Raw genomic sequence first — 21,010 nt, 5'->3', positions numbered from 1 at the left:
GGACGGCCTCGGAGCACCTCGGGCGATGACGGCGCGGTGGTTCGCCGCGGCGCTCAGCGGGTGACGAGTCCGGCGTCGTAGGCGAGCAGGCCCGCCTGGGTGCGGTTGGCGCAGTCGAGCTTGACGAGCAGGCGCGAGACGTAGCCCTTCACGGTGGCCTCGCTCAGGTGCAGCTTGGACGCGATGTTGGCGTTGGACAGGCCCTCGCCGAGGCAGGTCAGCACCTCGGACTCGCGCTCGGTCAGCGCCTTCACCAGTGCGAGGGCCTTGTCGCGCGCGGCCTGCTCGTCGGAGGAGGCGGCGACGAGGCGCTTCGCGGCGGCGGGGGAGAGGACCATGTGACCGTCGGCGGCGACGCGGACCAGGCCGATGAGGTCCTCGGGCGGAGTGGACTTCACCAGGAAACCCGACGCGCCGGCGCGCAGCGCCCTGATCACGTACTGGTCGGCGTCGAAGGTGGTCAGCGCGACGACGGTGGGCGGGGACGGCAGCCGGTTGATCCGCTCGATCGCGGTGAGACCGTCCACACCGGGCATGCGCAGGTCCATCAGCACGACGTCGGGGCGGTTCCGGACGACGGACTCGACAGCGGCGGCGCCGTCGTGGGCCTGGTCGACGACGTCGATGTCCTCGGCCGAACCGAGGATGGTGCGCAGGTGCGCGCAGACCATCGGCTCGTCGTCGACGACCAGAACTTTGATCACGTCACGGTTCATCGTGTGGGCCCTCGACCGTCGGGACGTAGGCGGGAAGTATCGCATCGACCTCGAAACCGCCACTGTCCGTCGGGCCCGCGCGGAGCCTGCCGTGCACCAGCTCCACCCGCTGCCGGAGGCCGAGCAACCCCGACCCGGAACCGCTGCCGCTCAGGCTCGGGTCCAGCGGAGCCTTGGCCGCCGAACTCCGGATGATCAGCCGCAGCCGGTCGCCGCTGTAGCGCACGTAGACCCGCACCCACGCCCCGGGCGCGTGCTTGCGCGCGTTGGTCAGCGCCTCCTGCACCACCCGGTATGCGGTCCGGCCGACCACGGGCGAAGCCTGGAGCGGGTTGCCGTCCTCGATCAGCTCGATCTCGACCCCGACCGACCTGGACTCCTCGATCAGCTCGGTGAGGTCCAGCGTCGTCGAGCTGGAGCCGTCCTCCGGGATCACCTCGTCGGTTCTCGGCCCCGAGCGCAGCACGCCGACGAGGTCCCGCAGTTCCTCCAGGGCCTGGCAGCCCGCGGCGCGCAGTTCCTCGGCCGAGTCGCGGGTGCTCTCGTCCTCGGCGGTGATCCGCAGTGCGCCCGCCTGGAGCACCATCAGGCTGATCCGGTGGGTGACCACGTCGTGCATCTCGGTCGCCAGCTTGACCCGCTCGTCGGCGCGGGCCTGTTCGGCGAGCAGGTCCTGCTCCCGCTCGGCGCGTTCCGCGCGTTCGGTCAGCGCCTGGATCAAGCGGCGGCGGGCGCCGTTGTAGAGACCGAGCACGGCGGGCAGGATCGTGTAGAGAACCGCGGACGGACGCACGTCGAAGACCGGCGACATCATCGGGATGGTCTCCCACGGCCGCCAGGCGATCACGAGCAGCACGACGGTCATCACCCACGACAGCGACTTGCGGTCGGAGTACTTCATCGCCGAGTAGATCGCGAACGGCGTGCCGAGCGACAACCACGGCCGCGCGGGGTCGAGCGGGGAGATCATCATCCCGGGCGAGATCAGCTCTCCGCCGACCACGAGCAGGGCGGCGCCGGTGGTCACCGCGAGGCAGAGCTCCGGGGCGGTGCGCCGCCAGAGCAGCAGCGCCACGCAGACGAGCAGGTCGAGCGCGACGGTGTACCAGAGCACGTACCCGAGCGGGATGCCCGCGAGCGCGATGACGGAGGTCGTCAGGCTCACCACGGCGGCCAAGGGCGCGACGTCGAAGGCGAACTCGCGCCAGTTCGACCACTGTGGACGTTTCACACCGGCGACGTTACTGGCGCGCGACGCGCCCTGAGCGGCGTCGATCCCTTTGGTGGCAGCAGGAACCTACGAAAGTAGCCCCCACCCGCGCCCACCGGGACTTTGGTCGAGCGGAGTGCACACCTTGCACGCTGTCGGCGCGGTTTCGCGAACGGTCGAATTGTGCGACGCCGTTCGAAGGGGAAACGACATGACGAGGACTTCCGTGCGAGGGGGGAACGCGACCGAGGGGGTGCCGGCGAGGGAGGGAGCCGGCGTCCCCTCGGTCGCATGGGGACCGGTGCTCGCGGTCACGGCCGCGTTCGGTCTGGTGATGCTGCTGTTCAGCGGTCGCTACGGGTTCTTCGGCGACGAGCTGTACTTCATCGCCGCGGGGCGGGAGCTGGACTGGGGCTACGCGGACCAGCCACCGATGCTGCCGTTGCTGGCCCTGCTGATGGACAACCTGTTCCCGGGTTCGGTCGTGGGGCTGAGGTTGCCCGCGACGCTGATCACCACCTCGGGGGCGATCGTCGCTGCGCTGCTCGCGCGTGAGTTCGGGGGCGGTCGTGGAGCACAGGTGGCGACGGCGGGCGCCTACGCGTTCTCCGGCCTCGCGCTCGGCAGGATGCTCGCGACGTCCACCGTGGACCCGGTGCTGTGGGCCGTCGTGCTGCTGCTGGTCGTCCGCTGGGTGCGCACGCGCAACGACAACCTGCTGGTGTGGTCCGGCCTCGCCACGGCCGCCGCGCTCCAGACGAAGTTCCTCATCCCCGTGCTCTGGGTTGTGCTCGGCGTCAGCGTCCTGCTGATGGGGCCGCGCGATCTGCTGCGGCGCCCGAAGCTCTGGGTCGGTGCACTGCTCGCGGTGCTGATCACGGTGCCGACCCTGCTGTGGCAGGCGGCCAACGGCTGGCCCCAGCTGGAGATGAGCTCGGTGGTCGCCGGGGAGACGGAGCTGTTCGGCGGGGCGTGGATGTACCTGCCGGGCACCATCCTGGTCGCTGGGATCGGCGTGGGCACCACGTTCTTCTTCTACGGTCTGTGGCGGCTGTTCCGCTCGCCCGAGCTGCGTGCGTACCGCTTCCTCGGGCTGACCGTGGTCGGCGTGGTCGCGGTGTTCGGGCTGACCGGCGGGCGGATCTACTACGCGAGCGGCCTGTACCCGGTGCTGTTCGCGGTGGCCGCGGTCGAGTTCCAGCGCCGTCGCACCGGCACGTGGCTGCCCTGGGTGGCCTGGCCCGCGTTCGCGCTGTCGGCGTTGATGGCCGCGCAGATGCTGCCGTTGAAGGCGGAGTCGGAGCTGGACTACCCGAACATCGGCGTCAAGTGGCAGAACTTCACCGAGAGCGGTCAGTTCGGTTGGCCGGAGCTGGGTGACGCGGTCGCGAAGGTCTATCACGATCTTCCGGCGGAGAAGCGGCGGGACACGGCCATCGTCAGCAACTCCTACTGGTGGGCGAGCGCTCTCGCCTACTACGGCCCGGAACGCGGATTGCCCACCTCGTACAGCCCGCACCGCGGTTTCTCCTACTTCGGCGCGCCGGGGGAGAACGTGAAGAACGTCGTCTATTCCGGCGGCGACCCCGGGCCATTGCGTTCTCATTTTGCATCGTGCACGCAACGTGGAGCGGTGTCGAGCAAGCTGGGACTCGTCGACGGAAGTCCGGTCTGGAGCTGCGAGGGCTTCACCGGCCGCTGGGCCGAGGTGTGGCCGACGTTGCGCAGGATGGCCTGATGTGAAGGGTTCTCCCCTGTCGGAGAGTCGGGGAGAACTCGCGGGTACCATCCGCTCGGGTGACGTTGCCCACCCGTGATCGCAGGAAACCGACCGTTCGTCGAGTGACCATGCGCATTGCAACGTACGGGTGAGGTCGCGCTAATCGAGTGAGAGACCCCCTTGATCGTGGATCAAGCAATTACCGGCGGTGAGAATCGGCCCCCTGTCAGAAGGCGCTGGTGGGGGGCTGTCCGGCGAGTAAATCCGCATGTTGCACGCGGTGCCGGTCACGGGGGTGCCGGACGCCCCGATCGATCTAATTCCATAACCTTGATGTGATGGTCGGTTCCGCGTCGAATTGGTCGACAGTCGGACCTGGCGATTACTACAGTGAGTTGTCCGTGTTCGGTCCTTTACCGACTGTGACTGGGGTTATGGACAGGAAACGATTCGCCATGGTCGCCGCGACGGCGATGTCTTCGGCGTTCGTTGTCGTCGTCCTGGCGGGCTTCAAGCTCCTGCCCCCCGTTCCCGTGCTCGCGCTGGACAACCTGGCCCAGCTCTCCGCCGGAACGGCGGGCACGCTCTGCTGCTTCTGGTCCGCGCGCGGCAGGCACGGCAGCGACCGCAAGTGGCGCCTGCTCATGGGCGTCGGCTGGGGGATCTGGACGCTCGGGCAGATCGTCTGGACCTGGTACCACGTCGTGCTGCGCGCCCAGCCGCCACAGCCCTCGCTCGCCGACGTCGGCTTCCTGGCGATGACGGTGTTCGTGCTGGTCGCCCTGCTCGTCTTCAGCGACCACCGCCAGCCCGGCTCCGTGGTGCTGCCGATGGACCGCAGGCTCACCAGGGCCAGGGTCGTGCTCGTGCTGGACGGCCTGATCGTCGTCGGCTCGCTGTTCATCCTGACCTGGACCACGGTGATGGAGTCCATGGTCAGGGCCAGCTCGCCGTCCCCGCTGGCCTTCGCGGTCGCGATCGCCTACCCGCTGATCGACATCGTGCTGCTGGTCATCGTCGTCATGCTGGCGACCATCCGGCTGGTCGGGCGGCGGCTCCCGCTCGCCTTCATCGGCCTCGGCATGATCACGCTGTTCATCTCCGACTGCGTCTTCGCCTACCTGATCAGCGCGGGCGTCAAGGAGATCCCGCCGCTGGCGAACTTCGGCTACATCACCGCGCCGGTGCTCTTCGCGCTCGCCGCGCTCGCCCCGGCCAGCGCCGTCCCGGTGGCCATGTACGCGGCGCCGCCCCGCCGCGCGGACGGCAGGCTGCCGGTCGTGGAGTGGGTGCACGTGCTCATGCCGTACCTGCCGCTGGTGCTGACCGGCTCGCTGATCCTGGTCCGCACGGCCTTCGGCAGCGCCCCCGGCCCGCTGGAGATCTACCTCGGCCTGGTGGTGATCGCCCTGGTGGTGGTGCGCCAGCTGGTCACGCTGGTGGAGAACATGTGGCTGCTGGACCGCATCCGGCAGAGCCAGCGCCAGCTGGAGCACCAGGCCTTCCACGACTCGCTGACCGGGCTCGCCAACCGCGTGCTCTTCCGCGACCGGCTCGACCACGCCATACACCTCAGCGCCCGGCGCGGTCACCCCGTGACGCTGCTCTTCGCCGACCTGGACGACTTCAAGATCGTCAACGACGGCCTCGGGCACGCGGCCGGAGACGCGCTGCTGCGGGCCATCGCGGACCGGTTGCGCTCCTGCGTGCGCTCCACGGACACGGTCGCGCGGCTCGGCGGCGACGAGTTCGGCATCCTGCTGGACGAGGCCGAGCGCGCCGACAAGATCGCCGAGCGCCTGCTGGAGGCGCTGCGCGTGCCGTTCGTGATCAGCGGCGAGCAGCACCTCGTGCGTGCCAGCATCGGCCTGGTCCACGCCGACCCCCACGAGCGCGGCCTCACCGCCGACGTCCTGCTCGGCCGGGCGGACATCGCGATGTACAGCGCCAAGCGGCACGGCAAGGGCACCCTCGTCACCTACGAGCCCGCCCTCGGCGTCACTCCGTCCGTGGTCGCCCCGCGCCTGGCCGGGTCCACCCCAGCCTGAGATGCGGGCCTGAGGCACGGGGTCTGGGACACGGACTGCTTGAGCCATGGGCTGCCAAGCGCTGTCCTGCAAGTGGTTGAGCTGTGCGTTCCGGTCATGGGTGTCGCTGGGGTTGGGGTGTCTTCAAGACCGGCAAACCCTGCTGCTGATCATCGCTAACCGCCCCAAACCCCCGCGGTCTTGCGGGGTTTGCTGTCGTTGGAGACGGTGAGGGTGGGGGTTGGGTGGTCTTGAAGACCGGCGAACCTGATGACTTGCGGGACAGGCCGTGAGCGACGCGGGGCTTGGGGCATGGGCCTCATGAGTCATGGGCCGCTTGAGCCACTGGACTATTGAGCTACTGAACGGTTGCGTCACGGAGTTTTGGGGGCGCGAGACGCACACCTGAGTCACGGGGGCAGCTGGGTCGCAGGCGCCTGAGCGATGGGGCAGCGGCGTCGCGGGCAGTTGAGTCACGGCCAGCGAGTCATTGGGTGCCTGAGTCACGGCCAGCGGCGTCAGGGGGCGGCGGAGTCGTGGACAGAGCCATGGACCAGGGTCACGGGGCGGCCAGCGGAGTCGCGGGGTGGCGGAGTCACGAGGGAGCGGACCTGGCGTAGCGTCCCCACGCCGCGGGTGCGGTGGGGCTGGTGTGGCGGACCGCGCGGTGGATCCTCGCGAGGGCCTCGGCCGCGGTGGTGCCGGGCACCACGATGACCACCTGCCAGTCCGCCATGGTCAGCAGGTTGAGGCGGTGGCGGACGTCGTCGGTGGGCTCGTCCACCAGCACGACGGCCACGCGCTCCCGCTCGAAGCCGAGGGCGACCGTGGCGATGGGGCGCTCCCGTTCGTGGACCACCAGGCGCGGGGTCGGGTACAGGCCCTCCAGGTTGAGCAGGACCCGCAGCTCGGACTCGCGCGGTGATGCCGCCCTCGGGTCGACGAGATCGAGTGCTCGGCGAGCATGAACGGAGCCGTGGTCGCTGCGCGGTTTCACGTAGCGGTGCAGCTCGGCGACAGTGGTCAGCCCCGCGCGCAGGCACGCGTCTGCCGCGCTGACGGCCGCCGGCAGTGGTGGAGTCCGGAGCAGGTCGTGGAGCAGCCGCTCGGGGCTCGCCAGGCGGACGCCGTGCCAGGGCGTCGAATCCGCCTCGGCGACCTTGGCGATGCGGACCGTGAGGCCGTCGACGGGGCACAGCCGGTTGGTCAGCGGGACGAGCAGGTCGACGGGGTCGTCCGGACCGGCGAGCGGGACGCCGCGCAGGGTCGCCGCCGACGCGCCGGTGATCACCGAAGCCGGGTGGGCGAACAGCGCGACTGCCCGGCAGCGCAGCTCGTGCGTCCTCGGCGCCCACCGCGTCGCGTAGACGTTGCGGAACAGTCGGACGAAGCGGGGGCTGCGCAGCTCGTTGGCGGTCACCAGACCGTCGGCGACGGCCTCGGAGCCTCGGAAGACGGGGGGTGTTGTGGGCATGCGTGTCGTGGGCATGTCCTCAGGATGCGTCGAGATCCCGGAACGCATGGCCAGGTGCGGCCGAGTTGTCCCCAGCGCCGGAGTTGTCCCCAGATTTCCTTGCGGCCCTTGACGTTCAGCCGATCACTGATATGCGGCGTACCAGAAGCGGGCCTTGTAGAACTCCGCTCCTGAGCGCGTGCGCTTGGCGTCGGCACTGAAGAAGTCGATGGTGTCCGTGCACCACGTGGTGCGGCAGCCCGCCTTCGGCTTCGCCTCGATCAGCTGGCCCGTCTGCGGGTGGTTGCCGACTGCCTTCACGCCCGAGCGGTTCGCCGACGCCGCGTGCGCGTAGTCGGTCTTGAACGCGCCGCTGGACTTGCTGAACTGGTAGACCTTCGAGCCCGTCGTGACCCACAGGCGGTCCTTGTCGCCGTACACCGGCTGGAGGTCGTGGCCGCCCTTCGTGGGCAACGCGACCTTGTGCGCCTCGGTCAGCGTCGGGCTCGCGGCGGTGCCACCGACCTTCAACGCCACCAGGTGGTTGTCGCCGAGCGCCCACAGCACGTTGCCCTGCGGGTCCCACAGCACGCCGTGGCCGCCGGGCAGGTTGTACTGCGCGTGCTTGGTGGCGCTCGCGCCCTGAGAAGCGGCATAAAGCCGAATCCAACCGCCGTGGCTCGCCGCGGCCGCCACATTGCCGTCTGGCAGCACTTCGGCCGCGTGCGGGTTGTCGGCGCCAGGGACCGCGACGGACCACTTGCGCTTACCGGCGGGGAACGAAGCCACGCCGAGGAAACCGCCCGATGCGGCCGTCACGAGGACCTGGCCGCCGTGCTGCGCATTCGCGCGCAGGCGCGCGTCTGAGGGGTTGGACCAGCCTGCGGAGGAGAAACCGTTCGCGGACGTCGGCGACCACGACCACTTCGTCGCGCCGGAGCCACCCCAGCTCGCGACCGCTGGGTCGAAGACCATGATCTTCTTGCTCGCCTGCTCGGTGGTGACCACGTCGACGGAAGCGGCATCAGCGACGGCAGGGGCGGCGAGCGCGCTGGCGCCCAGCACCGCACTGAGAACCACTCCGGTGAACCTGGCGAGCACGGCGGCCCCTTCCGATCGGCGACGAGGCAAGGTCTACCAGGCGTTTCGCGCCATCAACCACCGTTCGGGGCAGGAGGCAAACCACTTTACGAAAGCGGCACGGTCTCGGGCGCGTCGAAGTGGCGCAGTCCCCGCGCGGTCACTTCGACGGCACGGAGCAGCGCCGCGCGCACCTGCTCGGGGTCGTCGTGCTCGGCCACGGTGAGCCGCAGCGCGCCGAGGATGCCGCCGACCGCCGAGCCGACCATGACGGCGGCGTCGTAGGGCGTGAGCCGGTCCGGGTACGCCGCGCACAGCGCGTCGGCCAGCTGTTGCTCGACCTCCAGCATGCGGTGCAACGCGCGCGCCTGGAGCGCGGGCACGGTCTTCAGCAGTTTGAGTCGCAGTGCCGCCGCGCCGAGCGCGATGTCCTGGTTCCACACGGTGGAGAGCAGGTTCTCCTTGAGCACGCGCACCAGCAGATCGCTCGGGTGCTCACTGCCGTCGCACTCCTCGATCGTGCGCATCACCAGCTCGGTGCGCACCTCCGAGTGCATGAAGAGGACGTCTTCCTTGGTCGGGAAGTGGTCGAAGAAGGTCCGTGTGGAAACGTCGGCGGCAGCGGCGATCTGGGCCACGGTCGTCTGCTCGTAGCCGTGCTCCGAGAACAGCGCGATCGCGGCCTTCACCAGTGCGGTCCTGGTGCGCTGCTTCTTCCGCTCCCGCAGACCCGGCTCCGTCGTCACGGCGGGCATGTTACTTCACTCGCTGCGAAAGTGCACTCGTTGCAAGGATGCAGTGAATGCAGTGTAATGGCGGGGTGGTCGGTGCTGGAGGGGACATGCGGGTGGCGGAGCCGGACGCGCCCGCGACGGTGCGCGCCCGCGTTCTGGTGGTGGACGACGAACCGCACATCGTGGAGCTGCTCGCGACGACGCTCGGGCTGGCCGGGCACGAGGTGCTCACGGCGCGCAGCGGGCGGGAGGCGTTGCGGCTCATCGAGCGCGAGCGCCTCGAACTGGTGATCCTCGACGTGATGCTGCCGGACGGCGACGGCTTCGAGCTGTGCTGCCGGTTGCGGCGCAGCAGTCCTGGGCTGTCGGTGCTGTTCCTGACCGCGCGCGACTCCACCGAGGACAAGGTGCGCGGACTGGGGATGGGTGGGGACGACTACGTCACCAAGCCGTTCAGCGTCGCCGAGGTGCTGGCCCGCGTGCAGGCGGTGCTGCGCAGGCGGGGTGGCGAGGGCGCTGCCGAGGAGCACGTTTTCAGCTGCGCCGACCTGGTGCTGGACGAGACCACGTGCGAGGTGCGGCGCGCGGGCGAGTACGTGGAGCTGTCGCCGACGGAGTTCAAGCTGCTGCGCTACCTGCTGGTCAACGCCGGGCGGGTGCTGTCGAAGGCGCAGATCCTCGACCACGTGTGGCGCTACGACTTCGGCGGGGACGGGTCGGTGGTGGAGAAGTTCATCTCCCGGCTCCGCCACAAGATCGACACGGCGGGGCGGGAACGGTTGCTGCACACGGTGCGCGGCTTCGGTTACAGCCTCCGGCCGCCGCGCGCGTGAGGCGCCACTGCTACCGGATCGGCTCCCTCCGAGGGCGCCTGCTGGGCACGATCCTGGTGCTGACCACGCTGAGCATCGTCGCCGTGGACATCGCGGCACTGCTCAGCATGCGCGCCTACCTCCAGTCGCGCGTGGACACCGTGCTGACCTCGCTCGACCACCGCGTGCGCGAGCTGGACGCGCGGAACCCGCCGCCTGCCTCGGAATCGTTGCGCACGCTGAGGTCGTTGGGCCCCAGCGGGAACTACGTCGCGCTGATCGGGCGCGGCGGCGTGGTGCTGGACTCCGCGCCCGCCGACGGACCGTCCGGTGCGCCTGAGCCCGCGCCGGTGCTGTCGAAAGAACTGCTCTCCGGTTCCGCGCTCGTCACGGTGCCGTCGATCGCCGAGCACGGTCCCGGCTACCGCGTGCGCGTGACGCCGCTGGCGGAGCCGGTTCACTTGTGGGGCAAGGAAGATCCGCGCGAGCTGTCGGCGGTGGTGATCGCGACGTCCTTGCGCGCCAACGAAGACGCGCTCGCCAAGCTGGCGGCCTTCATCGCGCTCGCCACGCTCGTCGCCGTGGTCGCTGTCGGAGCGATTTCCCTCGCGGCATTGCGACTCGGGCTGAAACCTTTGCGCGACATGGCAACCACGGCCAGCGCCATTGCCACCGGGGACACCGCTCGGCGCGTCGAGCTGAAGGATGCCGGGCGCGAGGTCGAGCAGCTGGCCGATGCCATCAACCGTGCTTTCGACGCGCGGGAGCGCTCCGAGCAGCGGCTGCGCTCCTTCGTCGCCGACGCCTCGCACGAGCTGCGCACGCCGTTGACCACGATCAGGGGCTGGGCGGAGCTGTACCTCCAGGACATCGACGACCCGGCGCTGCTGGAGCTGGCGATGTCGCGGATCAGTGACGAGTCGCTGCGGATGCACGCACTGGTGGAGGAACTGCTCCTGCTGGCGCGGCTGGACCAGGGCAGGCCGTTCGACCGGGAGCTGGTCGACCTCTCCCGGCTGGCCGCCGAGGCCGTCGCCGACACGCGGATCATCGCTCCGGCGAGGAACATCTCGCTCGATCTGTCCACAGTGGACGCGATCGTGCCCGGTGACGCGGACCGGCTCCGCCAGGTGCTGCGCAACCTGCTGGGCAACGCGATCCAGCACACGCCGGACGGCGAGCCCGTGCACGTCAGCGTGCGGCCGGTCGGTGACACCGCCGTCGCGCTGTCGGTCTCCGACGAGGGGCCGGGGCTGGACCCCGCGCTGGCGAGCCGCGTCTTCGAGCGGTTCTACCGGGGCGACCGCTCGCGCGGGCCCGGCGGCTCCGGGCTCGGGCTCAGCATCGTCAAGGCGATCACCGAGGCGCACGGCGGCTCCGCGCGGGTGGAGTCGGTTCCCGGCGCGGGTGCGACGTTCGTGGTGACGCTGCCGAGACGGTCCTGACGGGTTGTCAGCAAGACGTCAGCTTCCGTGCGGGTTCGCGTCAGCCCGCACTGGTGTTCTGGGGGAACACCACGAGAAGAGGGGGTCCATCGTGAGCTGTCCCGTCTCCCACCAGGCGATGCCCGTCGAGCGCGTCGACCCGTTGATGCCGCCGCCCGGGTACGCGCAGCTGCTCGCCGAGGCGCCGGTCACCAAGGTCCTCGACCTCATCGGCCTGCAGACCTGGCTGGTCACCCGCTACGCCGACGTCCGGGCCGTGCTCGGCGACCCGCGCTTCTCCTCCGACTTCGTCGCGCCGGAGCTCAAGGGCCTGCGGGAGGAGGAGGACTTCGTCAAGCCGTTCATCCGGCTCGACCCGCCCGAGCACACCCGCTTCCGCCGCGCGCTGACCGGCGAGTTCACCGTCCGGCAGATCCGGCTGCTCGAACCGGGCATCCGCCAGCTCGTCGAGGACCAGCTCGACCAGCTGGAGAAGGCGGGCAAGGGCGCCGACCTGGTCGAGCACTTCGCGTTGCCGATCCCCTCTCTGGTGATCTGCCAGCTGCTCGGCGTGCCCTACACCGACCACGACCGGTTCCAGAGCGACAGCAAGCTGCTGCTGACCAGGGAACTGGCACCGGAGGACCGGATGCGCGCGGCGAACCAGCTGCGTGACTTCATGCTGGAACTGGTGCACCTCAAGCGGCGCGAGCCCGACGCGGCGCTGATGACCAGGCTGATCGAGCGCTCGGCCGAGATGGAGCAGCCGTTCAGCGACCTCGAACTGGCCTCGATCGGCATGCTGCTGCTCGTCGCCGGGCACGAGACCACGGCGAACATGATCGCGCTGACCACGGTCGCGCTGCTGCGCCAGCCGGAGAAGATCGAGGCCCTGCGCGCCGACCCCGGCAAGGTGGACGCCTACGTCGAGGAGGCGTTGCGGCTGCTCACGATCGTCCAGCACGGCGTTCGCCGCCTGGCCACCGAGGACATCGAGGTCGGCGGTGAGGTGATCCGCGAGGGCGAGTGGGTGATCGCCTCGCTGGCCGCGGGCAACCGCGACCCCGGCGTCTACCCCGAGCCCGACGAGCTCGACGCCGACCGCAAGCGCGTCTCGCACCTGTCCTTCGGCTTCGGCCCGCACCAGTGCCTCGGCCAGCAGCTGGCCAGGGTCGAGCTGCAGATCGCGCTCGCCGCGCTGTTCCGCCGGTTTCCCGGTCTGCGGGTCGAGCTACCCGAAGGCGAGGAGATTCCCTACAAGCACGACATGTTGATTTATGGCGTGCACAGCCTGCCCGTCGCTTGGTAGAGGATGGAACGGGTAGGGACGGACGAGGAGCGTGTGATGCGAGTCGAGATCGACCAGGACAAGTGCTGCGGTGCCGGATCGTGCGTGCTCTCCGCGCCGGAGGTCTTCGACCAGCGGGAGAGCGACGGCATCGTCGTCCTGCTGGAGGAGGAGCCGGGAGATGAGCTGCGCGACGCCGTCGAGGAGGCCGCCGAGCGCTGCCCCGCCGCCGCGATCACCGTCCTGGAGCAGTGACGGCCGTGCGCAGGATCGTTGTCGTCGGCGCTTCGGCGGCGGGTCTCGGCACCGCCGAAGCGCTGCGCAGGCGCGGTTACGACGGTGAGCTGGTGCTGGTCGGCGCGGAGGCGCACCTCCCGTACGACCGGCCACCGCTGTCCAAGCAGGTCCTCGCGGGGGCGTGGGAGCCGGAGCGCGTTCAGCTGCGCACCGATGAGAAGCTCGCTGACCTGCGGCTCGACCTGCGCCTGGCCACCCGGGCCACCGGTGTGTCCGGTCGGCAGGTGTTGCTCGACGGCGGCGACCGGCTCGACTTCGACGGGCTGGTGATCGCCACCGGAGTGGTGCCGCGAACGCTGCCCGGTGTCGAGGGCGTCGGCGGGGTGCACGTGCTGCGGACCCTCGACGACGCGTTGTCGCTGCGCGTCGAGCTGCTCGCGGGTCCTCGGCTGGTCGTGGTCGGCGCCGGGCTGATCGGCTGCGAGGTCGCCGCGACCGCGCGCAAGCTCGGCCTCGACGTGACCCTGGTCGATCCGCTTCCCGTGCCGATGAGCCGCCAGATCGGGCCCGAACTGGGCGAACTGGTCGCGAACATGCACGGGGAGAACGGTGTCCACCTGCGTTTCGGGGTCGGCGTCGCCTCGGTGCGGTCGGAGGCGGGCCGCGTCACCGGCGTGGTGCTCACCGACGGCACCGAGGTTGCGGCCGACGCGATGCTGGTCGGCATCGGCTCCACCGCCGTCACCGATTGGCTTGAGGGCAGCGGCATTCCCGTGGACTCGACGGGTGTGCTGTGCGACGCGCGCTGCTCGGCGGCGCCCGGGGTGTACGCGGTGGGCGACGTGGCTTCGTGGGAGCACCCCGTGCTCGGCCGGATTCGCCTTGAGCACCGCACCAACGCCACTGAGCAAGCGATGTCGGTGGCGGTGAACCTCCTTGGTGCACAACAGGAATACCGGCCGCTGCCGTACTTCTGGTCAGATCAGTACGACACCAAGCTCCAGATGTTCGGCTGGCCGCTGCCCGGCGACGACCTGGAGGTCGTGGAGGGCACACCGGCGGACGGCTCGTTCATCGCGACCTACCGGCGCGGCGGGGAGCTGACCGGCGTGCTCGGGTGGAACTCGGTGCGCGGCCTGCGTCCCTTCCGGCAGGAGCTGATGAAGGCGATGGCTGGCTGAAACCGTTCAGGGGCAACGAGTTGAGAGGACGCAGAACTCGTTGCCCTCGGGATCGGCGAGCGTCACCCAGCTCTCTTCGCCGGTCTGGCCGACGTCGGCGTGACGCGCGCCCAGGTCGAGCAGGCGTTGCACTTCTTCGGCCTGCTCCCGATCGGTCGCGTTCACGTCGATGTGCAGACGGTTCTTGATGGTCTTGCCTTCGGGCACGCGCGCGAACGTCAGCGTCGGCGGCACCGGCCCGGGGCGGTCTCTGCCTTCGGGGACCGCGGGTGAACCGATGGTGACGATCTCGTCGTCCTCGTCGCGCACCTCGTAGTCCAGTACCGCGCACCAGAACCGGGCGAGGGCGTGGTGGTCGGCGCAGTCGATCGCCAGCTCGGTGAACTTGCTCGCCATGTCAGGGCCTCTTCTCTTCGTTGAGTGGATCTTCCGGCCAGCGGTGCTTGGGATAGCGGCCCCGGAGTTCGGCTCGCACCAGCGGATAACCGTTGCGCCAGAACGAAGCCAGGTCTCGCGTGACCGCCGTGGGCCGCCCGGCGGGGGAGAGCAGGTGCAGCAGCACGGTCACCTTCCCACCCGCGATCCTGGGCGTGTCCGTCCAGCCGAACGCGTGCTGCACCTTCACCGGGAGCACCGGCTCCGCGTTGGAGTAGTCCACTTTTACCTTGGTGCCGTTGGGCAAGGCGATGCGCTCCGGCGCGAACTCGTCGAGCTTGCTCGCGAGGGACCACGGCAGCAACCGGCGCAGAGCTTGCCCGGCGTCGATCTTCGCGAGGTCGGCGCGCCGTCTCGCCTTCGACAGGTCGAGCCAACTGTCTACTGTGGACAGAAGGCTCTCCTCGTCCACCTTCGGCCACTCGCCTCCGATGGCCTCGTTGAGGAATGCCAGGCGTTGGCGGAGCCGTTGCGCGTCCTCCGGCCACTTGAGCAGGCCGGTTCCCTCCTTGCGGAGTCCTTCCAGCAGCGCGTCGTGCAGTGCCGTTCTGTTCGGAGTGGACAGTGGTTTTTCGTGCAGCACAATGGCTCCGAGCTTGCGGACTCGGCGTGCTACGACGTCGCCGTCCTGCCAGCTCACCTCGTCGGCTTCGGCCAGGAGGGTCTTGCCCGCTTCGACCGCCAGTGCTTCGTCGGCCACGGCCGCCAGGCGAATGCGTCCGTGCCGCTTGCCGGGTTCCCGGTCGGCGACGGCGACGGCCAGCCATTCCGCGTCGCTGAGGGCGCTTCCGGACGGCAGCTCCACCGCTGTGCCGCTCGCCATCAGGTACACCGGGCCCCCGCCGGGTCGACGCTTCGCCAGGCGTTCGGGATGCGCGAGCGCCACGACGAGCGCGGGATCGGGAGTGCGCTCCTTGCCGCTGACCTGCGCGCGCAGGCGATCGGCCTCGCGCCGCCACCGTTGAGTCGCGGGTGTGCCAGACCTCAAGCGCTGCAAGGAAGTCTTGATGTCCACATCGGACGCGAGCGTGTCGTCGTCGAGGAGCACCACGACTTCGGCGGCTGCTCGGGGACCGACCAGTTCCGCTCCGTCGACGAGCGCGCGGGCGAGCCGGGGGTGCAGCCCGACGTCTGCCAAGCCGCGACCACGCTCGGTCAGTTCGCCGCGTTCGTCCAGTGCTCCCAAAGCATGCAGCACTTCGCGTCCCGCGTTCAGCGCGCCTGTTGGGGGAGCGTCCCACCACGAGAGCGCCGAGCCGTCCGGAGTGCCCCAGCTCGCGAGCTCCAGGGCCAGCCGGGTGAGGTCGACCGTGCGGATCTCCGGCTCCGGTTGGCGCGGCAGCGTGCTGTGCTCGTGCTCCGGCCAGCACCGGTAGACCACGCCCGGGGCCTCTCGTCCGGCTCGGCCCGCGCGTTGTTCCGCGACCGATGCGGAGACGCGAACCGTTGCCAGTCCTGCCATTCCGCGCCTGTGGTCCACTTTGGACACTCGTGACAGGCCGGAGTCGACGACCACCCTGACACCGGGGACCGTGAGGCTCGACTCCGCGACGGCCGTGGACAGGATCACTCTGCGCTGGTCGCCTTGCCGCAGCGCCGCGTCCTGCTCCGCTGCGGGAAGGCGGCCGTGCAGCGGGCGCACAACGACGTCGGAGAGGCCGCTGAGCGCGCTCGCGACGCGCCGGATCTCCGCTGCGCCAGGCAGGAACACCAATACGTCGCCGTCGCAGTCCGCCAGCGCCGCGTGGACCGCGCGCGAGACCGTGCCCTCGATCCGTTCGCTGTTGGCGGGCGCCACGTAGCGGGTCTCGACGGGGAAGGTCACCGAGGGCACGCGCAGCACGGGGGCGGCGCCGAGGAGCGCGGAGACCTCCTCGGCCGCGACGGTCGCCGAGGTCGCGAGCAGCCGGAGGTCCTCGCGCAGTCCGGCTCGGGCATCCACGAGCAACGTCAGCAGGAGGTCGGCGTCGAGGTGCCGCTCGTGGATCTCGTCGAGCACCACCGTGCCGACCCCGGCCAGCTCCGGGTCCGCCTGCAACCGCCTGACCAGCAGGCCGGAGGTGACGACCTCGATCCGCGTCGCGGCGGAGACCTTGCGGTCGCCGCGCACGGAGTAGCCGACGGTCTCGCCGACCCGCTCCCCGAGCAGCGCCGCCATCCGCGCCGCTGCCGCCCTCGCCGCGAGCCGCCTGGGCTCGGCGACGACCACCCGGGTGTTCTCCGATGCCAGAGCGAGCGGGACCAGCGTGGTCTTGCCGGTGCCCGGCGGCGCGACCAGCACCGCTGCTCCGTGCTCGGCCAGCAGTCCGACGACCTCGCCGAGGACCGCGCGAACGGGCAGATCGGGCAGCGCGTGCCAATTCATTGCGATTGCGACCACAAACGGGGAGCCTGCCAGGCAGACTTCGAGCATGCCTCGTTCCACCCGCGAGTCCGGCCGCCCTCTGCGCCGCGCGGCGACCTTCGTCGCCGCCGCCTCGGTCCTGCGCACGGCGTACACCCTGGTCAACCTGCGTCGACAGCGGCCGATCGCCGCCGAGCCGCTGCGCGAGCAGCCCACCGTCTCGGTGATCGTCCCCGCCAGGGACGAGGCGGCGACCATCGACGCGTGCCTGACCGCGCTGCGCGCTCAGACGCACACGGCGCTGCGCATCCTGGTGGTCGACGACGGCTCCACCGACGACACCGCCGCCATCGTCGACCGGCACGCCGAGGAGGACCCCAGGGTCCGCGTGGTCGAGAGCGACGGCCCGCCGGACGGCTGGGCGGGCAAGGTGCACGCCATGCACGTCGGCGTGATCGCGGCCGACTCCGCGCCGGACTGGCCGGACGCCTCGGGGCCGACCGACTGGCTGCTGTTCTTCGACGCCGACACCACGGCCCACCCGGAGCTGATCGGGCGGCTGCTCACCACGGCGCTCGCCCGTGAAGCCGACCTGGTCTCCACGCCCGGCGTGACCGACCGGACGCGGCTGGAGCACTGGACCGTCATGCCCTCGGCCGTCGCGATGATCTTGGAGAGCGCAGGTCCTGACGGCCGTGGGCTGCTCGCGCTCGCTTATGGGCACTGCATGCTGTTCCGCCGCGACGCCTATGAGCAGATCGGCGGCTGGCCCGCCGTCGCGGGCTCGCGCGGGGAGGACGTCGCGATGGCGACGCTGCTGCGCGATCAGGGCGCGCGGACGCTGTGCGTGGACAGCCAGGGCCTTTTCGGCAACTCCGGCTTCGACGGCTTCGGCGTGATGTGGCGGTCGCTGCGGAAGAGCTTCGTCGCGGGCAACAACGGCGATGTGCGCGTGCTCGGTGCCGGAGCAGCTTCGCAGGGGCTGTTCAGCATCGTTCCCGTGCTCGCGCTGACGAAGGGGCTCCGCCGCCGGAACAAACGCCTGATCGCCATGGGCGCGGTCGCGTGGGGCGCTCAGGCGGTCAGCCACGGTGCCGTCGCGCGCACGCTCAACCAGCCTGCTGCGACCGGTGTGGTCGGCCCACTGGCTGGTGTCGCGTTCGCTGCGCTGCTCGGCGATGCCGTTCGCGTGACCATGGGCAAATCCACCACCTGGCGCGGTCGCCCCGTGGTGGCGAAGGGCGGAGAACCGCTGCTGCGTGTTGGTAGACGTCACACGAACTTGTGACGGGCGAATACCGAACGAGTCACAAAACGTTTGCGTGATGGCCTAACCTTAGCTCTGCTAACGAGAGCAGTAGGAGGCGCAAGGGTGAGCACGTCCGCCGATCCCGCACCGACGACGGAGAAGCTCCCCGACCGCCTCCCCAACGAGGTGTGGGTGCTGGTCGCGGCGAGCTTCGTGATCGCGATCGGGTTCGGCATCGTCGCGCCCGCCCTGCCCGGTTTCGCGGCGAGCTTCGACGTCGGCGTCACCGCCTCCTCGATCGTGATCAGCGCCTTCGCCTTCACGCGGCTGGCGTTCGCCCCCGCTAGCGGCAAGCTGGTGGCCAAGTTCGGTGAGCGCCCGATCTACGTCTGGGGACTGCTCATCGTGGCGGTCTCCACCGGCGCGTGCGCCTTCGCCGGTGACTACTGGCAGCTGCTGGTCCTGCGTGCGCTCGGCGGTACGGGCTCCACGATGTTCACCGTCTCCGCGGTCGCCCTGCTGATCCGGCTCAGCCCGCCGCACCTGCGCGGCCGGGCATCGGGGGTGTGGGCGACGGGCTTCCTGCTCGGCAACATCGCCGGGCCGATCGTGGGCGGCGGCCTGGTCGGCATCTCGATGAAGCTGCCGTTCCTCACCTACGCGGTCGCACTGATGATCGCGGCCTTCGTCGCCTGGTTCTTCCTGCGCAACTCGTCGCTGGCCTCGGCTGACCGCGATGACGCCCGTCCGCTGTTCACCGTGCGCGAGGCGTTCGGCCACGGCGCCTACCGCGCCTCGCTCGCCTCCAACTTCGCGACCGGCTGGACCGTCTACGGCGTCCGCATGGCGCTGATCCCGCTGTTCGTCACGCAGGCGCTGCGCGAGAACGAGGCGTGGGCGGGCATCTCGCTGTCGGTCTTCGCCGGGGGCAACGCGCTCGTCCTGCTCTTCTCCGGCAAGCTCGCCGACACCAAGGGCCGCAAACCGCTCGCCGTCGCCGGGTTGGTGCTCGCGGGCGCGTCGATGATCTGGCTCGGCTTCACCGACTCGATCCCGGCGTTCCTGGTCGCATCGGTTGTCGCGGGCTTCGGTGCCGGTCTGCTCACCCCTGCTCAGGGCGCCGCGGTCGCCGACGTGGTCGGCAACGAGAAGCGCGGCGGTCCGGTGCTCGCGGGCTTCCAGATGGCGGCCGACGTGGGCACGATCCTCGGGCCGCTGCTCGGTGGCCTGATGGCGGAGAACCTGTCCTTCGAGACGGCTTTCGCGGTCACCGGCTTCACGATGCTGCTTGCGCTCGTGCCGTGGCTGATGGCTCCCGAGACGCTGCCGAAGCGGCCCGGCGAGCACACCGCCTCCGACGTCGCTGCGGAGAGCGCCTGCATCGACGAAGGCCCTGAGCTGCCGATCGGGGAGCGCGTCGCGGGCAAGCCGCAGCAGCCCCAGCCCTAGCTGACTCCCACGCCGATCAGCGTGCCGACCACGTAGGTGGCTCCGGCCGCGATCGCGCCGAACAGCAGCTGGCGCAGGCCGTTGTACCACCAGGACCGCGTGGTGAAGCGGGAAACCAGGGCTCCCGCGGCGAACAGGCCCACGGCTCCGACGAGGAGGCCGAGCAGCAGCGATTCGGAGCCGAGCAGGAACGGGACCAGCGGGAACAGGGCTCCGACCGCGAAGCACAGGAACGAAGAGACCCCGGCCACCACCGGCGACGGCTGCTCCTGCGGGTCGACGCCCAGCTCCTGGGTGATGTGCACGCGGACCGCGAGTTCGGGGTTGGCGTGCACCTCCGCCGCGGCCTTCTCGGCCGTCTCGCGGCTGAGGCCCATCTCCACGTACATGTCCACCAGCTCCGCCTGCTCGGCGCGGGGGTTCGTGCGCAGCTCACGGCGCTCCGTCGCCACCTCGGCACTGATCGCGTTGTTCTGCGTCTCCACCGAGGCGTACTCGCCCAACGCCATCGAGAACGCGCCCGCCACCAGGCCCGCCATCCCCGAGAGCACGATCACCGTGCTGCTCGCCCCACCCCCGCCGACCCCGGCGACCAGCGCGATGTTGGTCACCAGGCCGTCCATCGCGCCGAACACCGCGGGCCGCAGCCAGCCCCCGGACACGTCCGCGTGCGTGTGCCCGATCTCGTCCATGAGCCGACCGTAGGTCCTCCTTCACAGATGAGGACAGCCTTGGCCTGCTCCGACGCCCCTCGCAGTACCCTCGCCACACGGTGGTGTCACCCCGTGCCGTGTTGGCTGTCCGGCGAGCGGGTGCGCTCAGCAGAATCCGGCTCGACCGGAGAACGATTTTGGGGAGGATGCCGACGTGGGCGGAGCCCAGCGGAACGCGCGCAACAAGAAGAAGCAGGCCAGTGCGGTCGCGGCGGCGCGTGGAACGAGCAGTGACCGGAACAAGGTCATCATCGGCGTTGTCTTCGTCGTGCTGCTCGCGGTCGGTGTGATCGGCGGCGTGCTCCTGACGAACCAGGCGGCCGGGGCCATCCCCGTCGTGGACGCGAAGTCCGACTACCCGGTGCAGCGCCAGGAAGGCACGGTCGTCGCGGGCAAGGACACCGCCAAGACCACCATCGACGTCTACGCCGACTTCCTCTGCCCGGCCTGCGGCCAGTTCGAGAAGCTCTACGGCGAGAAGATCAACGACAAGGTCAGCGCAGGCCAGCTCAAGGTCCGCTACCACCTGATGCCGTTCCTGAACTCCATGTCCAACCCCGCCGGCTACTCCGCCGACGCCGCCAACGCCGCGCTCTGCTCGGCCGACAGCGGCAAGTTCCCCACCTACTTCGCCAGCCTCTTCGGCAAGCAGCCTGCTGAGCGCGGCAAGGGCTACGACGACAACCGCCTCATCGAGCTCGGCACCGCCGTCGGCACCGGCCCCGACTTCGAGCAGTGCGTGCGCTCCAAGCGCTACGTCCCCCAGGGCGAGGCCGAGCTGAAGGCGTTCACCGACAACCAGGCGCTCGTGGGCTCGCAGGGCACCCACGGCACCCCCACCGTCGCCATGAGCGGCAAGCGCGTGGACATCGCAGGCGGCGGGTGGCTCGACCAGCTCATCGGCTCCGCCGGCTGAGCCGAAAGCCATGCAGGTCACT

General features: G+C 70.2%; 18 protein-coding genes. 10 read left to right on the top strand and 8 right to left on the bottom strand.

Translation table 11 applies throughout. The annotated features are described in order from the left end of the window. Nucleotides 1–53: 53 nt before the first annotated feature. Both ABD798_RS32365 and ABD798_RS32360 read right to left on the bottom strand, forming a co-directional pair. Nucleotides 54–704, bottom strand: a complete 651-nt coding sequence (locus tag ABD798_RS32365) for a response regulator (protein ID WP_344883488.1) — start codon at nt 702–704, stop codon at nt 54–56. A 1-nt stretch (nt 705) separates the two neighbouring features. Continuing rightward, a complete protein-coding gene (locus ABD798_RS32360; protein ID WP_344883486.1) occupies nt 706–1,947 on the bottom strand; it encodes a sensor histidine kinase in 1,242 nt (413 codons plus the stop codon). 280 nt (nt 1,948–2,227) lie between these two features. Here ABD798_RS32360 and ABD798_RS32355 point away from each other — a divergent pair, with 280 nt between their 5' ends. Together ABD798_RS32355 and ABD798_RS32350 are read left to right on the top strand one after the other, a co-directional pair. Beyond that, the gene (locus ABD798_RS32355) at nt 2,228–3,664 is read left to right on the top strand and encodes a glycosyltransferase family 39 protein (RefSeq protein ID WP_344883483.1); all 1,437 of its coding nucleotides are present in this window, start codon (nt 2,228–2,230) and stop codon (nt 3,662–3,664) included. A gap of 416 nt (nt 3,665–4,080) precedes the next feature. Next, nucleotides 4,081–5,694, top strand: a complete 1,614-nt coding sequence (locus ABD798_RS32350) for a diguanylate cyclase domain-containing protein (RefSeq protein WP_344883480.1) — start codon at nt 4,081–4,083, stop codon at nt 5,692–5,694. Between the two features lie 574 nt (nt 5,695–6,268). Here ABD798_RS32350 and ABD798_RS32345 read toward each other — a convergent pair. The 3 genes from ABD798_RS32345 to ABD798_RS32335 form a co-directional block, all read right to left on the bottom strand. Beyond that, nucleotides 6,269–7,162, bottom strand: coding sequence for a hypothetical protein (locus ABD798_RS32345; RefSeq protein ID WP_344883477.1), 894 nt, complete (start codon nt 7,160–7,162; stop codon nt 6,269–6,271). Between the two features lie 108 nt (nt 7,163–7,270). Then, nucleotides 7,271–8,227 carry a DUF6528 family protein gene (locus tag ABD798_RS32340; protein WP_344883474.1) on the bottom strand — a complete coding sequence of 319 codons (957 nt, stop codon included), beginning with the start codon at nt 8,225–8,227 and terminating at the stop codon, nt 7,271–7,273. Nucleotides 8,228–8,313: 86 nt separating this feature from the next. Further along, nucleotides 8,314–8,952 (bottom strand): TetR/AcrR family transcriptional regulator, encoded by a 639-nt coding sequence (locus ABD798_RS32335; protein WP_344883471.1) that lies wholly within the window; start codon nt 8,950–8,952, stop codon nt 8,314–8,316. A gap of 95 nt (nt 8,953–9,047) precedes the next feature. On the opposite strand from ABD798_RS32335, the gene ABD798_RS32330 reads away from it, so the two are divergent. The 5 genes from ABD798_RS32330 to ABD798_RS32310 all read left to right on the top strand — a co-directional run bounded on the left by ABD798_RS32330 (nt 9,048) and on the right by ABD798_RS32310 (nt 13,882). Continuing rightward, a complete protein-coding gene (locus tag ABD798_RS32330; protein ID WP_344883468.1) occupies nt 9,048–9,773 on the top strand; it encodes a response regulator transcription factor in 726 nt (241 codons plus the stop codon). Then, the gene (locus ABD798_RS32325; protein WP_344883465.1) at nt 9,770–11,197 is read left to right on the top strand and encodes a sensor histidine kinase; all 1,428 of its coding nucleotides are present in this window, start codon (nt 9,770–9,772) and stop codon (nt 11,195–11,197) included. The genes ABD798_RS32330 and ABD798_RS32325 overlap by 4 nt, the downstream gene beginning before the upstream one ends. Before the next feature lie 91 nt (nt 11,198–11,288). Continuing rightward, on the top strand, nt 11,289–12,485 hold the full coding sequence (locus ABD798_RS32320) for a cytochrome P450 (protein ID WP_344883462.1): 1,197 nt from the start codon (nt 11,289–11,291) through the stop codon (nt 12,483–12,485). A 36-nt stretch (nt 12,486–12,521) separates the two neighbouring features. Then, on the top strand, nt 12,522–12,719 hold the full coding sequence (locus ABD798_RS32315; RefSeq protein WP_344883459.1) for a ferredoxin: 198 nt from the start codon (nt 12,522–12,524) through the stop codon (nt 12,717–12,719). Nucleotides 12,720–12,724: 5 nt separating this feature from the next. Further along, complete coding sequence (locus ABD798_RS32310; protein ID WP_344883456.1) at nt 12,725–13,882, top strand: NAD(P)/FAD-dependent oxidoreductase; 1,158 nt, start codon at nt 12,725–12,727, stop codon at nt 13,880–13,882. A gap of 6 nt (nt 13,883–13,888) precedes the next feature. On the opposite strand, the gene ABD798_RS32305 is transcribed toward ABD798_RS32310, so the two are convergent. Continuing rightward, nucleotides 13,889–14,278, bottom strand: a complete 390-nt coding sequence (locus tag ABD798_RS32305) for a VOC family protein (RefSeq protein ID WP_344883453.1) — start codon at nt 14,276–14,278, stop codon at nt 13,889–13,891. A gap of 1 nt (nt 14,279) precedes the next feature. Then, on the bottom strand, nt 14,280–16,682 hold the full coding sequence (hrpB, locus tag ABD798_RS32300; protein ID WP_344883718.1) for an ATP-dependent helicase HrpB: 2,403 nt from the start codon (nt 16,680–16,682) through the stop codon (nt 14,280–14,282). A gap of 46 nt (nt 16,683–16,728) precedes the next feature. On the opposite strand from hrpB, the gene ABD798_RS32295 reads away from it, so the two are divergent. Continuing rightward, entirely contained in the window at nt 16,729–17,949 is a 1,221-nt protein-coding gene (locus tag ABD798_RS32295) for a glycosyltransferase family 2 protein (RefSeq protein ID WP_344883450.1), read from the top strand. 84 nt (nt 17,950–18,033) lie between these two features. Continuing rightward, nucleotides 18,034–19,359 carry an MFS transporter gene (locus ABD798_RS32290; RefSeq protein ID WP_344883447.1) on the top strand — a complete coding sequence of 442 codons (1,326 nt, stop codon included), beginning with the start codon at nt 18,034–18,036 and terminating at the stop codon, nt 19,357–19,359. Here the strand turns inward: ABD798_RS32290 and ABD798_RS32285 are convergent. Beyond that, nucleotides 19,356–20,051 (bottom strand): VIT1/CCC1 transporter family protein, encoded by a 696-nt coding sequence (locus ABD798_RS32285; RefSeq protein WP_344883444.1) that lies wholly within the window; start codon nt 20,049–20,051, stop codon nt 19,356–19,358. The two genes, ABD798_RS32290 and ABD798_RS32285, sit on opposite strands and share 4 nt — an antisense overlap. Nucleotides 20,052–20,226: 175 nt before the next feature. On the opposite strand from ABD798_RS32285, the gene ABD798_RS32280 reads away from it, so the two are divergent. Then, on the top strand, nt 20,227–20,988 hold the full coding sequence (locus ABD798_RS32280; RefSeq protein ID WP_344883441.1) for a DsbA family protein: 762 nt from the start codon (nt 20,227–20,229) through the stop codon (nt 20,986–20,988). The last annotated feature ends 22 nt before the right edge of the window (nt 20,989–21,010 follow it).

Origin of the sequence: Allokutzneria multivorans (genome assembly GCF_039537405.1) — a bacterium.
GTDB lineage: Bacteria > Actinomycetota > Actinomycetes > Mycobacteriales > Pseudonocardiaceae > Allokutzneria > Allokutzneria multivorans.
The sequence above is the reverse complement of the archived record's forward strand: the minus strand, read 5'-3'. Positions and strand labels throughout refer to the sequence as shown.